Genomic DNA, 14868 nt, shown 5'->3' on the forward strand with positions numbered 1-14868 from the left:
TCTCGTCGACGGCTACGGCCCGTGCTCCCGGGCCCGCCAACAACGTTGGGCTCGTGGTGTTTCCGGCGTGTAACCCCGGCCTTTCGACCGGCTTCCGGACCGGACAGGTTTGTGCGCAAACGAGACATCCCCGCGCCTCGGACCGACCGACACAGACAACTCGGATGCATATCCGGACATCGGCGCACGCGCGAACAGCCCAGGGTTCACGCTGTGGCCATGAGCCGGCGCGACCCCGCACACCAGCGTCACATCGCGGTGCTGGTGTACGACGGTGTCCGCGCGCTGGACCTCGCCGGCCCGACGGAGGTCTTCGAGATCGCGCGCGAGATGGGCTGCGGGTACACGACCGGGCTCTACTCCACGGCGAACTCCCCCACGGTCCGCTGTGCGTCGGGTATGACGGTGCACGCGACTGCGGCCTCGGAGCTGACGAACGCCGATACCCTGCTCGTCCCGGGCGGCGACGATCCGGCCCGGTCCGCAGCCCCGTGGCTGTCGAAAGTGCTACGCGCCCAACTGAATGACGTGCGGCGGATCGCGGCACTCGGCACGGGTTGCTTCGCTCTGGCCGCCGCCGGGATCCTCGACGGCCGGCGCACCACCACGCACTCGCGGCACCTGGACGCCTTCGCCGCGCGCCACCCCACCGCGGTCCTCGACCGTGAATCGGCGTTCACCCGGGACGGTCCGGTGTGGACGTCGGCCGGCGCCTCCGCCGGTGTCGACCTCGCGTTGGCGCTCGTCGGCGAGGACCACGGCGCCGCGGTGGCCCAGGAGATCGCGAAGGAGTTGGTGTTGCCCGGCAGGAGGATGGAGGGTCATCCGCAGCTCTCGGTCGCCGCACGGACTCCGCGGCCCAAGCATCCCGAGATCGATCGGCTCCTCGTGACGATCTCGGTGGATCCGGCGGGTGATTACGAACTCGACTCCGTCGCAGCGCATCTCGGTATCAGCGCGCGCCATCTCGCGAGGCTGTTCAAGGCGCAGGTGGGCGTGACGCTGCGGCAGTACGTCCACGAGGTGCGGCTGGAGAACGCCGTCGGGCTGGTTCTGGCCGGCGAGTCGTTCCATGCCGCCGCCAGGCGCAGCGGACTGCACGGCGGCGCACGGGTCAGAGACCACCTGGCCGGTCGTCTACGCGTCGACGCCCGTGGTGCGGAAGCGGTTTCGGTACACGCCGGGTGAAATCCCGAGATTGCGGCGGAATGTGCGCCGCATCGTGTCCGGCGTGCCGAACCCGCTGCGGCGTGCCACGGAGTCCTGGCTGTGGTCGCCGGTGGCCAACAGCACTTTCGCGGCCTCCAGACGGGCCTGCTCGACGAACCGGGCGGGCGTCATCCCCACCTGGTCGCGGAAGACACGGACGAGGTGGCGCTCACTGACCGCGGCGCGCGACGCCATCGCCGCGAGCGAATGGTCGCCGGCCGGATCGGCGATCACCGAATCCACGACCGCACGCAGGCCGCCGGTCACCGGGAGCGCGGATTCAGCCCACACGCTGAACTGCGCCTGGCCGCCGGGACGTTGCAGGAACACCACCATCCAGCGGGCGACCCGCCGCGCCACCGCGGGTCCGAAGTCGCTTTCGACCATGGCGAGCGCCAGGTCGATCCCGGCGGTGATTCCGGCCCCCGTGATGAACGGCCCGTCCTGCACGAACAGGGAGTCCGGGTCGACCATCACCGCCGGGTACTGGCGGGCCAGGGTCTGGCAGTGTGCCCAGTGCGTGGTGGCCCGACGGCCGTCCAGCAGGCCCAGCGCGGCCAGCACGAACGACCCGGTGCACACCGAGGCGATCCTGCGGGCCCTCGGTGCGAGTCTGCGCACCATGTCGCACGCGTCGGCGACGGAATCGGGTGTCGGCTCCTCGGGGATGTCGTGCAGTCCCGGGGTGAACGAAAAGTCCGCCGGAACGCCGCCGGGTACCAACAGCGTGTCGAAGGCGTCGGGTGCGGCGTCGAGGGCCACGTCGACGTTCAGTGTCGCGAAAGCCGTCGTCCCGACCGGCCTGCCTGAGGGTGAGACGGTCAGGACCCGGTAGGACGCGCCGAAGTCGTTGGCGCGGGCGAAGATCTCCATGGGCGCCGCGACATCCTGCAGCGTCACCTTGTCGTAGAGCGCGAACACGACGGTCTTGCCGCCGGGATCGGCGTTGTGTCTGAATTCGTCTGTCACGTGTCCTTTTCCGCCCGTCGAGGGCCTCTCCCCGGCAGGCCGATTGTGCCGGTCAATGTAACGCCGGTCTGTTACCGCCGCATTGCCTGGCGCGAACTGGTCGACGCAGTGCGTTTCGGTCGGGCCGGGACGGGGAAGAAGGCACAGGCACCGTTACACATCAGCGTTGTGATGTCACGGTGCGTCCGACACGGTCCACAAACGAAAGGCACAGGCGATGACGACTCCGGAGCCCGCCGAAGAGAACGACGAGGTCTTGACCACCCCCGCCACTCCCGGCGCCGAAGCACTACCCACGGAATCCGACGACGCGGAGTAGCCGCCGCGCGATGGGCCCGACTTACAGCGCCTACAGCGTGAAGAGTCGGACAGCGTTGTCACGCAGCACTTTCCGGCACCACTCGGGACCGAGTCCCAGACGGGTGATGGATTCGACGGCGTGCTGGTAGGAATACGGGATGTTGGGATAGTCGCTCCCGAACAGCACCTTGTCGCCGAGTGCCAGCAGATCGGCGCGGGCCGACTCCGGGAACGGGTGCGTCCGCTCGGAGAAATCGGTGAACGCCATCGTCGTGTCCAGGTGCACCCCGTCGAAGCGGTGGGCGAGATCGAGGAAGTCGCGGTACTCCGGCATTCCCATGTGCGCCACGATCAGCGGGAGATGGGGACGGCTGCGCAGGATCTCGGCGACCGGGGCCGGACCCGTGAAACGCCCTGGTGCAGGACCCGATCCGGCATGGATCACCGTCGGCACCCGGTGGTGCTCCAGGATGTCCCACACCTCACCCAGCAGCGGGTCCGCCGGGGAGTAGTCGCCGACCTGGATGTGGGCCTTGAACACCCGGGCGCCGGCGTCGATCGCGCGCTGCACGTAGCCGGCTGCGCCGCGCTCGGGATAGAAGGTGGCGGTGTGCAGGCAGTCCGGTGTCGCCCGGGCGAACCCGGTGGCCCATTCGTTCAGCCACGCCGCCATGTCCGGTTTGTGCGGGTACACCAACGAGGTGAACGCGCTGACCCCGAACTCCCGAAGGCCTTCGACCCGGGTCTGTTCGTCCTGCCGATAGCTGATCGGCCATGGACGGCCCGTCAGCGGCCCCGCCGAATCGAAATACGCCCACACCTTGTCCATCACCCGCTTGGGCATGAAATGCGTGTGCACGTCGACGATCGCGTCGAGCCCCAGGTCTTCCTGCAGCGATCGGATCCGCTCCGGCTCGTCGTGCGGCACCGCCGATGAACCGTGGTCGTCGCACACGCCGTCAATGTACTAGGGAAGACAATGGACTAGGGAAGACGATGGACTAGGGAAGACGAAGCGCGGGTCTGTCGTTGCGACAGACATGAGCGTCGACCCGAGCCCCCTGACCGACGATGATCTCGAGCTGCTGCGCCGCCCGCTGTACGGGTTCTTCTCCGCGGCAGCGGCACCGTCACCGCCCCAGCCCCGCCCCGTCTGGTACGAGGTGACCCCTGCCGGTGAGATCCAGCTGTTCACCGGGCCGGACGCGGTGAAGGTACGCCGCCTCGCGCGGGACCCGCGGGCGTCGCTCGTCGTCGCCGCACCCGCCGGTGAGCGTGAGCGCTGGGTCTCGGTGACCGGCCGCACCACCGTGGCGGCCGACGGTGGTCCCGATCTGGTGACTCGTCTCGCGCGGCGGTACTGGAATCTCGACGATCCGGTGCGGGCCCGAGATCTGGAGGACCTGCTGGCCGAAAGCTGGGTGCGGATCGTCCTGCACCCCGACAGGGTCGCGCGTTACCGGATGTGAGCGCCGTCGATGATCGCGACGGCTCTCGTCCACCCCGCGGAGGCCTCGTGGACCTTCACCGGAAAGCACGACACCTGGAATCCGGTCGCCGGTAGCTGTTCCAGGTTGTGCAGCTTCTCCAGGTGGCAGTACCCGATGTCGCGACCCGCGCGATGTCCTTCCCAGATCAGTGACGCGTCGTGGGTTTCGGCGTAGCGGCGCGCGGTGTAGGAGAACGGGGCATCCCAGCTCCACGCGTCGGTGCCGGTCAACCGCACCCCCTGCTCGAGCATGTGCAGGGTGGCGTCCCGCCCGATTCCGCATCCGCGTTGCACGTAGTCGTCGTGGCCGTACCGGGTTCCGGCGCTGGTGTTGACGACGACGATTTCCAGCGGCGACAGCGTGTGCCCGATGCGGGACAACTCGGCGTCGATGTCGTCGGGGGTCACCACGTAACCGTCGTCGAGATGACGGAAATCGAGCTTCACCCCGGGCTGGAAGCACCACTCGAGCGGCACCTCGTCGATGGTGATGGCGCGCTCGCCGTTCTTCACCGAGGCCATGTTCATCGTCGACGCGAAGTGGTACGGCGCGTCGAGGTGTGTGCCGCAGTGGGTGGTCATGGAGACGCGTTCGATGGCCCAGCCCTCCCCGTCGGGGAGGTCGTCTTCGGTGGCTCCCGGGAAGAACGACAACACGTCGCCGACGGTGTCACGGTGGGTCAGGTACTCGATCTCGGGTCGCAGACCGGGTGGATCGGAGGCGATCCCGCCGCGCAGTGGTACCGAGATGTCGATCAGGGTCCGCATGGTCACCTCAACTCCGGGTCGCCGCGGCACGGATGAGCGAGTAGAGGCCCGGCGCGGTCCGCATCAGGGGCCAGGTTATCGCCGTGGTCGCCACATTCCACGCGCTGCGCGTGATCGAGCGGGGTACGCGGTCGGGGTCCATCAGATCGTTCTCCGCGAACGGGCTCACATCCGCGGAGATCATGAACTCGGTGAACTTGCGCAGCGAGCGCCCGGTGCCCCGCAGCGCGTCGACTGCGGCGACGAAGGAACCGAGACGCGCGAACTCCCGGGCGAAGGTCTCCGTCGGCACGCCGAGGTGTTCGGCGACCAGGTCGTCGCGGGTGTGCAGGATCAGTCGGCGCACGTCCTCGCGGCCGCCCGGCGTCGATTCCAGCGCCAGGTCGCACTCGCTGTCGAAGCCCAGCGACCGGTTGTTCAAATTTGACGAGCCGATGCGCAGCAGCCGGTCGTCGATGACCATCACCTTGGCGTGCACGTACACCGACTCGCCGCCCGCCACCGCGGGCCAGTAGACCCCGAGACGGTCGTGCTCGTCGGCCTCCCACAGCACCCGCAGCAGGCGTTCGCGTGCGCTGTCCATCGATTCCTGCTCGAGCCGACTCTCCGAACTGCGCGGCAGCACGATCACGATCTCGGGACCGTCGGGCTCGCGCAGCCTCGCCGCGAGCGCCTCGACCAGACTGCGCGACGCGAGGTACTGGTTCTCCAGGTAGATGACGGAGCGGGCGGCGGCGATCGCCGCCAGGTTCAGCGCCTCCACCTCACGGACCTCCTCGCTGCCGGGCAGCGCCGGAAGCGTTCGCGCGACACCGATTTCGACGTCGCACAGCGCCGGTTGCAGCATGTGGGGCCATACGGACTCGCGGGCGGTCAGCCCGGGCAGCGCTTCGCCCGTCGCCGCCTGCCACCGGTTGCGGGCCTGCTCGGAGAGGACCCGCGCGGCGGCGCCGTCGACCGCGGCGGCGACCTCGTGGCGGGGACCGTAGGGCTGACCGGCGGTCTGTCTGCCCGGATCCTCCGGTTCGTGCGCCCGGGTGTCCCACCGGCCGATCGTGAGGTCGAGTCCACCGCAGAACGCCACCGCATCGTCGATCACCACGATCTTCTGGTGGTGTACCGCGCCGGCCGGGTGTGCGCCGTCGACGGCGAAATGCATCCGGCGGGAGGTGATCTGGTTCAGAAGCGCGACCGGTGTGACCCCGAACCAGAAGCCGTCGAGCGCGGGCAGCAGACGCAGGTTGGACTTCAGCAGGTAGACCTTCAGGTCACGGTGCGCCCACAGCAGCCAGTGCAGGAACGGGCCGAGCTGGTTCGGACCCGACATCGTGGCCCCGGCGGGCTCGAACGTCGTGCGGTAGTCGAGGTCCCAGCCGATCAGCATGATCCGCCGTTGCGCCCGCAGCATCGCTGCCTTCACGTGGGTCAGATAATCGGCGCCGTCGACAATGGGCGCGAACCGGTCGGCGGTCGCCACCTGCCAGCATGTCTGGCCGGGCACCAGAAGGCCTTCCACGGACACTGCCCCTGGCTACCCGAACGCCACGATCACCAACCGGCGTTGCGGGCCAGGTCGATCGCGTACTGGGCGACGAAGGTGCCCGCACTGGGCGCACCACGGCACGCGCCGTCGGATTCTCCGGGCCGCTTGACCCACAGGAACGCGTCGACCATCGGGTTGCCCGTGTCGGTGGTGGGTCGCACGCCGAGAGCGCGGCCGCTCGGATTGCACCAGTAGAGGTCGTCGCCCTCGACCGGTCCGGCGCCGTTGCGGGACGTGTCGATGACGAACGGCTTGCCGCCGGTCATCCCGGAGATCGCGCCGCCGTAGCCCACCGACTCCTCGGTGGTGAAGAAGTTCGCGGTGTTGAGGCTGAAGCCGCGCGCCTTCGCAATCCCGACCTGGTTGAGCCGGCCCGCCATCACGTCGGCGGGCACCCAGCGCGAATGCCCGGCGTCGACGTACACCGCGGTCGCCGGGTTGCGGGTCAGCGTGTCGACCGCGTAGCCGATGAGCTCCAGGCGCTCCTGCTGCCGGCCAGGTGACAGGCAGTCGATCATCGCGAGCGCGTCCGGTTCGAGGATCACCGCGGCGGGCCCGCCGCCGATGGCGCCGGCGACTCCGTCGATCCACGCCCGGTACGACCCGGCCGATCCGAACCCGCCCGCGGCGTAGCTGCCGCAGTCGCGGTTCGGGATCCCGTAGAGGGCCAGCACCGGGGTGGTGCCGGCGGCCTGAGCGGTCGCGATGTACTTCGCGTCGACCGCCGGGGTGGAGATGTGGTCCATCCAGTACGCGGTGGGCGTGTTGACCACTGCGGCCAGCAGCGGGTCCGGGTTGCTCTGCGCCGCGCGCGTGCCCTTGGAGTTCGGGTTGACGTAAAACGGGCGCCCGACCAGCGGGTTCGCGTCGCTGACCAGCCGGACCTCCGGTGCGGTGCCGCGAGGCGCGGGTTGCGCCGCGACCGCGAAACCGGCGACGGCGGCAACCGTCAGGAAGGGGGCGATCCATCGTGCGGCTGCGCGGGCAGCGGAGGACATCACGTACCGGAACTTAACCGGGCGCCGCACCGAGCGCCAATTTCAGCCACCGGCCGATACCCGCGGGGTCGGCGATGTGGTCGGGGGTGTGGTCGGGGGTGAGGCGACGCAAGGCCGCGTTGACCGCGACGGGCGCCTCGCAGGTCGTCGGATTCTGGAGTACCACCCGTCCGCCGGCCGCTTTCACCGCCGCGCATCCGGCGGCCCCGTCCTCGTTGGCACACGACAGCAGCACCGCGATCGCCGATCCGGCGAAATCCGCGGCACCGGCGAACGTGACGTCGATGGAGGGCCGGGAGTGCGCCACCGGCGGGTCCAGCGCGAGATGCGCCCGCACCCCGGGCACCGTCTCGTACGGGGCGATGGACGCGTGCGGTTCGGCCGAGAGCCGGCGGCCCCGGCCCACCAGCAGGTGGTAGCCCGCCGGAGCGACGGTCAGCGCGCCGGGTGGGCAGGGCCACGGACTGTCGGGCGGCTCGTGGACCGGGATCGCGGTGTAGGTCCGCAGCACCTCGATCAGCGGGGAAGGGTCGGGCGGGCGGTGCATGACGACACAGACCACGCAGTCGCCGATGTCGGTGAGTGAGGTGAGGATCTCGCGCAGCGCCTTCATCCCGCCGGCGCTGCCTCCGATGACGACCAGCTCAGGGCCTGCCATGGCGGCTCTTCACGAACAGTCCCAACCGCCGGTCCAGCGGATCGAAGAGCTTTCTGCCGCCTTCGGTCAGGCTCTCACGAGGCCCGATGGCGAGGTTGCCGAACGGGGCCAGGCTTTCGCTGAATATCCGCTCCACCCGGTGCTGGAGCATGTCCTCGAAGTAGATGAAGACGTTGCGGCACAGGATCAGGTTGAACTCGCCGAAGGCGCTGTCGGTGGCGAGGTTGTGGGAGAAGAAGTCGATCCGCGACCGAAGCTCGGGGCTGAGGATGCACCGGTCGTACTTCGCGACGTACCAGTGCGAGAAGGGCCGTTCCCCGCCGCTGGCCTGATAGTTGCGGGTGGCCCGGACCATCGCGTCGGCCGGGTAGATCGCCGCCGTCGCGACCTTCAGCGACTCGGTGTCGATGTCGGTGGCGTAGATGCTCGCCCGTTCCAGCAGGCCGACCTCGTCCAGCAGGATCGCGATCGAGTACGCCTCCTCACCGGTCGCGCACCCGGCGATCCAGATCCGGATCCTCGGGTAGGTGGCCAGCCTGGGCAGGATCTCGGTGCGGATCTTGCTGAACACCAACGGATCCCGGAACATCTCGGTGACGTTGACGGTCATCGTGGCGAGCAGGTCCGCCAGCAGGGCCGGGTCCCGCAGAACCCTGCCCTGCGCCTCGGAGATACTGGCGAACCTGTGCCTGCCGACGAACGCGGCCAGCCGCCGATTGCGCGACGCGTCGCTGTAGTGGCGGAAGTCGTACCCGAGGTGTTCGAACACGGTGTAGAAGAACGCGTCGGCCTCGATGGCCTCCAGGCCCTTCACATCAGGTCTCCGGGGGTTTGCGTTGCCCGCGCGGCGCTCCGGCCAGCCAGACCCGCAGCACCGAGGTCAGCTGATCCATGTCCACGGGTTTGGTGACGTAGTCCGACGCACCCGCCTCCAGGCATTTCTGGCGGTCGCCCTTCATCGCCTTCGCGGTGAGCGCGACGATCGGCAGATGGCGCCAGCGCGGTTCGGCCCGGATCCGGCGCATCGCCTCGTAGCCGTCCATCACCGGCATCATGATGTCCATCAGGACCAGCCCGACCTCGGGATGCTCGCCGAGAGCGTCCAGGCCGGCCTGTCCGTTGCGCGCCGGCAGCACCGTGATGCCGTAGCGCTTGAGCGCACTTCCCAGAGAGAACACGTTGCGAACGTCGTCGTCGACGAGCAGCACCGTGTTGCCTTCCAGGGACTCGTCCACCCGCCGGGGGTTGGCCAGGATCTCGCGTGCCGAGTTCGGCATGTCGTCGGCGACGCGGTGCAGAAACAGCGCGGTCTCGTCCAGCAACCGTTCCGGGGACCGGGCGTTCTTCAGCACGATCGCGGCGGCCAGATTCTCCAGCCGTTCGGTCTCGACGGCGGTCAGCTCCCGGCCGGTGTGCACGATCACCGGCAGGCGCTTCTCCTTGAGCTGATCCTTGATCCGCTCGATCAGGTCGATGCCGTCGATGTCGGGCAGCCCGAGGTCGAGCACCAGGCAGTCGTAGGACGTGCCTCCCGACAGTTCGTCGAGCACCTGGGCGCCGGTGCCGACGCAGGTGATCGCGATGTCGTCGCTCTCGATCATGTGCTTGACCACCTGACGCTGGTTGGCGTCGTCCTCGGCGACCAGCACATGGCGCGGACCCGGCTTCAGGAAGTCCGCGATGGAGCTGAACATCGACCGCAGATCGGAGATTTCGGCCGGCTTGTTCACGGTCCGGATCGCGCCCATGCGCATGCCCCGCCCGTCGTCCTCGGTTCCCGAAACGACGTTGACCGGGATGTGCCGGGTCGCGAGGTCGTGCTTGAGGACGTCGAGGACGACCCAGCCGGCCATGTCGGGCAGGCCGATGTCCAGCGTGATCGCCGCCGGCTGGTGTTGTTTGGCGAGCGCCAGTGCCATCCGGCCGCTGGCGGTGATCACCGAGTCGAAACCGGCCTCGGCGGCGAGCCCGGAGAGCATCCGCGCGAAGGTCGGGTCGTCCTCGACGATCAGCAGGACCGGTTTGTCACCCTGCGGCCAGGCGACGTCCGAGGTGTCCACCGGGCCGAACCGGTCGGCCGTGTCCGTGTCCGTGTCGTCGGAGGGCGGGGCGACGGGCCGGGCGGGCGCGGGCCGCGGCGGGGCAGGGGCATCCGGCTCGGTAGGCGACTCGACGGGCAGGTAGCAGGTGAAGGTCGACCCCTCCCCCAACGCACTGCGCAGCGCGATGTCCCCGCCGAGGTGACGGGCCAGTTCACGGCTGATCGCCAGGCCCAACCCGGTGCCGCCGTACTGCTTGGCCGACCCGCGGCCGGCCTGCTGGAAGGACTCGAAGATCAGGTGGTGGTCCTTCTCGTCGATGCCGATCCCGGTGTCCACGACGGCCATAGAAAGATAGCCGTCTCCCGGACTGCCGTCGGTGTCCACGCATCCAGAGAACTTCACCGACACCGATCCGGTGTCGGTGAACTTGATCGCGTTCGCGACGAGGTTCTTCGCGATCTGTTTGACCCGGGTGTAGTCGCTGGTGATCTGCCCGGGCGCAGAGTCGTCGACCGAGACCAGGAACTCGATGCCCTTGTCACCGGCGATCGGACGGAACGTCCGCTCCAGGAACGTGACGAGTTCGGCGATCGTGATCGGTTCGTTGTCGACGTAGAGCGATCCCGATTCGACCTTGGCCAGATCGAGCACCTCGTCGATCAGGTTGAGCAGATCCTTGCCCGACTGCTGGATGGTTTCGGCGAACTCGTGCTGCTTGGCGTTGAGCGGCTCGTCGGATTCGGTCAACAGCCCGGCCAGGATCAGGATGCTGTTGAGGGGCGTGCGCAGCTCGTGCGACATGTTCGCGAGGAACTCCGACTTGTAGCGCGAGGACACCGCGAGCTCCTCGGCCTTGGCCTCCAGCGAGGCACTGAGATGCTGCAGCTCCTCGTTCTTCTCCTCCAGCGAATGAGCCTGTGCCTCAAGCCGTTCCGAGCTGGCGCGCAACTCCTCCTTCTGGGTGCGAAGTTCCTCGGTGGTCTCCTCCAGCTCCGCGTTCTGCGCCGACAGCATGTCCTCACGCTGGGTGAGCTGCTCGTTGGCGGCGCGCAGCTCCTCCTCCTGGGTTTGCAGCTCCTCGGTCTGGGCCTGCGAAACACGCAGCAGTTCACGGGTTTTCTGCGCGGACTCGATCGCACTGAGCGCGACGCCGGCCCCCAGCGCGATGCTGTCCAGCAGGTCGGTGTCCTCTTCGGAGAACAGCCGGAGGGCGGCGAGCTCGATGACGCCGACGACCTCGGACTCGAATTTGACGGGGACCAGCAGCAGCGACATCGGGCGGCTCTTGCCCAGCCCCGAGGTGATCTCGACGTAATCGTCTCCGACGTCGGTCACTTCGATGCGCACGCCCTCCAGCGCGCACTGGCCGACGAGCCCGTCGCCCAGCCCGTACGAGTTCGGCAGGCCTTTACGCCGGTGGAAGGCGTAGGACGCGGTCAGCGCGTAGCGGCCCGGATCGTCGGGCTGCTGCAGGTACAGCGCCGCGTGCTTGGCGCCGACGGCTTTGGCACTTCCCGACAGGATGATCCCGCACGCGGCCGCGATGTCGTCGACGCTCTGCACGTCGGTCATCAGCTCGGCCTGGATCTCCTTGGCCCGGCGAGCCCGTTCGTTCTGCCGTGCCGACGAGGTCACGGTGCGGTGGATGTTACGGCTGGTGATGAACATCAGGGCGCCCAGCGCCACCACGATAAGGCTGGCGAACGTCCACAGGAACGCCCTGGACGTCCGGATCGAGTCACTCGCCGCCCGGTTGACCTCGTCGACCCTGCGCGAGGTCTCCTCGTCGATCTGGTTCAGCTGGTTCTCCAGCTGGGCGACATCACCGTCGACCTGCGACATGGCCGTCGCGGCGTCCTCGGCCGTCCGGACGTTCTGAACGTCGGAGCGGAACGACCGCTGGAAGGACTCCCAGGAGGTCAGGGCCTGCTGATACTGGTTGCGGGTGTTGGCGTCGGCGGTGTCGCGGGCCGCGGACCGCAGATCCTCGTCGATCATCCGGTCCCACTCGTCGAGTTCGCTTGACAGACTGGCACGCTCGGCCGGATCGGTCTGGAACAGCATCTGGCTGTAGGTCGCCAGCAGCGCCTGCAGATCCCTCCCGACATCGAGCGCGGTGATCTGCGCCTCGCGCGCCTGCTGGCGTTGCTCGTAGAGCGCCCCGACGCGGTTGGTCTGGATGGTGTACAGCGTGTTGGCGGTGACGATCGCCACCAACGCTGTTCCGCACAGAATCGCCAGCCGGGTCGCAAGCTTCATGTCACCCTAATTCTCGTCGACGCTGCCCAGGAAGCCACCGAGGTCGGTCACCTCGAGGGGATGTGAGTACAGAAAGCCCTGTTGCAGAACGCATCCCGCGTCCCGCAGCCAATCCGCCTGCCGCTGGTTCTCGACGCCCTCGGCGATCAGACCCACCTGCATACATTCGGCGACCGCGATCTGGCTGCGGACCAGCCGCTGCGTGCGCTCGTTGTCGAGGACGTCGGCGATGAAGGACCGGTCGATCTTCAGCCAGTCCACCGGTACGTGCACCAGGTTGATCAGGCTCGCGTACTCCACGCCGAAATCATCCATGGCCAAACTGAATCCGTGGTCACGTGCGTTGCGCAGCGCGACGTGGGCCGGTTTCGGATCGCGGTGGAACGCCCGCTCGGTGAGCTCCAGGCACACGTTGCCGGCGGGGACGGAGCTGTCCCGGGTCGTGCTGAACAGGTGCTCCAGGAAGGTGCAGTCGAGGACCTGTTCGGGAGACACGTTCACGTGAAGTTTCAGATCGTCGCGGCCGAGCGACGCGTAATCGGTCAGGCTCCGCGCCAGAACCCACCGGCCCAGCGGCGCGGCCTGCCCGGCGTCCTCGGCCAGCGCGATGATCTCGCTGGCCGGGACGTCGACGCCACCGACCCGCCAGCGCAGCAGCGCCTCCACCCCGAAGGTCGTGTTGGTCTCGCAGTTCACGATCGGCTGGTAGACCATCCGGAGATCCGAGCGGGCGATGGCCTCGACCACCTCGGTGCGCAGGTTGACCTTCCCCTGCTGGCGGGAACCGATCGCGTCGGTGTAGAGCACACACACCTGTGACTGGCTCTTCTTCGCCTCGAACATCGCCATGTCGGCCTGGGTCAGCAACTCCTCCGGAGTGTGGGCCGTGGCGCCGAGGCAGGAGATGCCCATGCTGATGGAGGGTTGCAGAATCGCACTGCCGCAGTGCACGGGCTGCCCCTGCACGAGTTCGAGGATCCTGTCACCGGCGGCCACGGCCGCCGCGGACGAGAGCACGTCTTCGAGCACGATCACGAACTCGTCGCCGCCGATCCGGCAGACCAGGGTGTCCTCGCTGACCGCGGACCGCAGCCGCGTCGCGACCGCGAGCAGCAGTTCGTCACCCGTGTCGTGACCGTAGGTGTCGTTGACCGCCTTGAAGTGGTTCACGTCGACATAGACGAGCGCGACCAGCGTCGCCATGGACGTCCGGTTGCGAGCGAGGGCCGCGAGGCGGTCGGTGAGCTGGCGGCGGTTCGCCAGGTCGGTCAACGGGTCGTGGCTCGCGAGGTGCCGGATCTCGGTCTGCGCGTGCTTGATCTCGGTCAGATCGTGGACCACGACGGCGACCAGCAGGTCCACCGAATCGCCGATCGGCGACAACGTGATCATCACCTCGACGTGCCGGCCGTCGTGCGCGGCCAGCGTCATCTCCAGCGAGACCTCCTGACGTGTCGTCAGGGCGTCGTCGAGGTGTTCCTGCATGCGCCCGCGCTCCGCGTCGACGGCCAATTCGACGATGGACCTGCCGAGCAACGCGTCGGTGTCCTGGCCGGCGGTGAACAACGACGCCGCGGCCTTGTTGCAGCTTCGGATGACGCCCGAGACGTCGACGGCGAGGATCGCGTCGCCGGTGGCCTGCATGACGGCCGCGTACTCGGCCTGCACCCGGTACAGCGTCGCGTTGGAGATGGCCAGCGCCGCTGCCGCGGACGCCCCGCGGAACAACGCCGCCTCGGTCTCGGAGAACGGGGGCCCGTCCGCGCGGCCGATACAGACCACGCCGAAGCGCTGGCTCCTGGCCGTCAGCTCCTCGACCATCACCGCGTCGTAGTTCGCCGCCCGGGCGATCGCCTCGGCATCGGTGTCGGCCATCAACGCCTGCAACAGTTCGAGCGCGCCGCGAGATTCGGTGTGCGACAGCGATTCATGCCAACCGTGGTCCGGCGTGGGCAGTCGAAGTACGCATTCGGCGTCGAACATCTGACTCAACTCGGTGACGATCGTGCGTTCCAGCGAGGGCAGGTCGATGCTGGCCTCGGCGAAGATATTGGTCAGCTTCTCCCGCCGCCGCGTGATGGCCAGCTCGTCACGCTGACGGATCTCGGCGGCGCGGGCGGCCTGCAGTTGTTCCTCGTGGAGTTTCGCGGCTTCGCTGCGCAGCCGGGCGAACGACTGGTCCAACTCCAGCAGCGCTTTGACCTTCGCATAGAACACCTGGCGCCCGACGGGCTTGACCAGGAAGTCCACCGCGCCCAGGTCGTATCCCCGGTGCAGATCACCGGCCTCGGCCTGCCCGGTCAGGAAGATGATCGGCGTCGAGGCGAGTTCGTCGACGTCGCGGATCAGCTGGGCCGTCTCGAAACCGTCCATGCCCGGCATGTTGATGTCGAGGACGATGACGGCGACCTGCCGTTCCAGTAACACCGTGAGAGCTTCCTCGCCGGAACCGGCCTGCACGATGTCGCAGTCGAGCGGTGTCAGCACCGTGCAGAGCAGATCGCGCAGCCGCGCATCGTCGTCGACGATCAGAACCCGTTGCGCATCCTCGACTGCGGGGGCTTCGTCCATCAGCACAGAGATGGCCATCCGCTCCTGCGCCCCTCCCGGGACAAGCACACCGACTTCCACCC

Annotated in this window: 11 protein-coding genes; 2 read left to right on the forward strand and 9 right to left on the reverse strand. The window is 68.3% G+C overall.

Annotation, left to right across the window (positions count from 1 at the left end):
• The first annotated feature begins 219 nt into the window (after window positions 1–219).
• Complete coding sequence (locus DYE23_RS27440; RefSeq protein WP_115329125.1) at window positions 220–1188, forward strand: GlxA family transcriptional regulator; 969 nt, start codon at window positions 220–222, stop codon at window positions 1186–1188.
• Here DYE23_RS27440 and DYE23_RS27445 read toward each other — a convergent pair.
• Together DYE23_RS27445 and DYE23_RS27450 are read right to left on the reverse strand one after the other, a co-directional pair.
• Window positions 1138–2178, reverse strand: coding sequence for a GlxA family transcriptional regulator (locus DYE23_RS27445; RefSeq protein ID WP_011891908.1), 1041 nt, complete (start codon window positions 2176–2178; stop codon window positions 1138–1140). The two genes, DYE23_RS27440 and DYE23_RS27445, sit on opposite strands and share 51 nt — an antisense overlap.
• A 349-nt stretch (window positions 2179–2527) precedes the next feature.
• The gene (locus DYE23_RS27450; protein WP_041788254.1) at window positions 2528–3433 is read right to left on the reverse strand and encodes an amidohydrolase family protein; all 906 of its coding nucleotides are present in this window, start codon (window positions 3431–3433) and stop codon (window positions 2528–2530) included.
• 85 nt (window positions 3434–3518) lie between these two features.
• Between DYE23_RS27450 and DYE23_RS27455 the strand changes: the two genes are divergently transcribed.
• Entirely contained in the window at window positions 3519–3947 is a 429-nt protein-coding gene (locus DYE23_RS27455; RefSeq protein ID WP_099962130.1) for a pyridoxamine 5'-phosphate oxidase family protein, read from the forward strand.
• On the opposite strand, the gene DYE23_RS27460 is transcribed toward DYE23_RS27455, so the two are convergent.
• The 7 genes from DYE23_RS27460 to DYE23_RS27490 are packed head-to-tail and all read right to left on the reverse strand — an operon-like array spanning window position 3935 to window position 14824.
• Window positions 3935–4735, reverse strand: a complete 801-nt coding sequence (locus DYE23_RS27460; RefSeq protein ID WP_011891905.1) for a cyclase family protein — start codon at window positions 4733–4735, stop codon at window positions 3935–3937. The two genes, DYE23_RS27455 and DYE23_RS27460, sit on opposite strands and share 13 nt — an antisense overlap.
• Before the next feature lie 7 nt (window positions 4736–4742).
• Window positions 4743–6251 carry a phospholipase D-like domain-containing protein gene (locus DYE23_RS27465; protein ID WP_115328657.1) on the reverse strand — a complete coding sequence of 503 codons (1509 nt, stop codon included), beginning with the start codon at window positions 6249–6251 and terminating at the stop codon, window positions 4743–4745.
• Window positions 6252–6283: 32 nt separating this feature from the next.
• Window positions 6284–7276 carry a glycoside hydrolase family 6 protein gene (locus DYE23_RS27470; RefSeq protein ID WP_115329126.1) on the reverse strand — a complete coding sequence of 331 codons (993 nt, stop codon included), beginning with the start codon at window positions 7274–7276 and terminating at the stop codon, window positions 6284–6286.
• A gap of 13 nt (window positions 7277–7289) precedes the next feature.
• Window positions 7290–7934 carry a chemotaxis protein CheB gene (locus DYE23_RS27475; protein ID WP_115328658.1) on the reverse strand — a complete coding sequence of 215 codons (645 nt, stop codon included), beginning with the start codon at window positions 7932–7934 and terminating at the stop codon, window positions 7290–7292.
• Window positions 7921–8748, reverse strand: coding sequence for a CheR family methyltransferase (locus tag DYE23_RS27480; RefSeq protein ID WP_011891901.1), 828 nt, complete (start codon window positions 8746–8748; stop codon window positions 7921–7923). The genes DYE23_RS27475 and DYE23_RS27480 overlap by 14 nt, the downstream gene beginning before the upstream one ends.
• A gap of 1 nt (window position 8749) precedes the next feature.
• On the reverse strand, window positions 8750–12235 hold the full coding sequence (locus DYE23_RS27485) for a response regulator (protein WP_115328659.1): 3486 nt from the start codon (window positions 12233–12235) through the stop codon (window positions 8750–8752).
• A 6-nt stretch (window positions 12236–12241) separates the two neighbouring features.
• The gene (locus tag DYE23_RS27490; protein ID WP_235660503.1) at window positions 12242–14824 is read right to left on the reverse strand and encodes a two-component system response regulator; all 2583 of its coding nucleotides are present in this window, start codon (window positions 14822–14824) and stop codon (window positions 12242–12244) included.
• Window positions 14825–14868: the final 44 nt, after the last annotated feature.

It is taken from the genome of Mycolicibacterium gilvum (assembly GCF_900454025.1).
GTDB lineage: Bacteria > Actinomycetota > Actinomycetes > Mycobacteriales > Mycobacteriaceae > Mycobacterium > Mycobacterium gilvum.

Bases quoted from the DNA above. Each gene is read 5' to 3' on its own strand.
- DYE23_RS27440 (WP_115329125.1), top strand. From the start codon at position 220: ATGAGCCGGCGCGACCCCGCACACCAGCGTCACATCGCGGTGCTGGTG.
- DYE23_RS27455 (WP_099962130.1), top strand. From the start codon at position 3,519: ATGAGCGTCGACCCGAGCCCCCTGACCGACGATGATCTCGAGCTGCTG.
- DYE23_RS27460 (WP_011891905.1), bottom strand. From the start codon at position 4,735: ATGCGGACCCTGATCGACATCTCGGTACCACTGCGCGGCGGGATCGCC.
- DYE23_RS27470 (WP_115329126.1), bottom strand. From the start codon at position 7,276: ATGTCCTCCGCTGCCCGCGCAGCCGCACGATGGATCGCCCCCTTCCTG.
- DYE23_RS27475 (WP_115328658.1), bottom strand. From the start codon at position 7,934: ATGGCAGGCCCTGAGCTGGTCGTCATCGGAGGCAGCGCCGGCGGGATG.
- DYE23_RS27485 (WP_115328659.1), bottom strand. From the start codon at position 12,235: ATGAAGCTTGCGACCCGGCTGGCGATTCTGTGCGGAACAGCGTTGGTG.
- DYE23_RS27490 (WP_235660503.1), bottom strand. From the start codon at position 14,824: ATGGCCATCTCTGTGCTGATGGACGAAGCCCCCGCAGTCGAGGATGCG.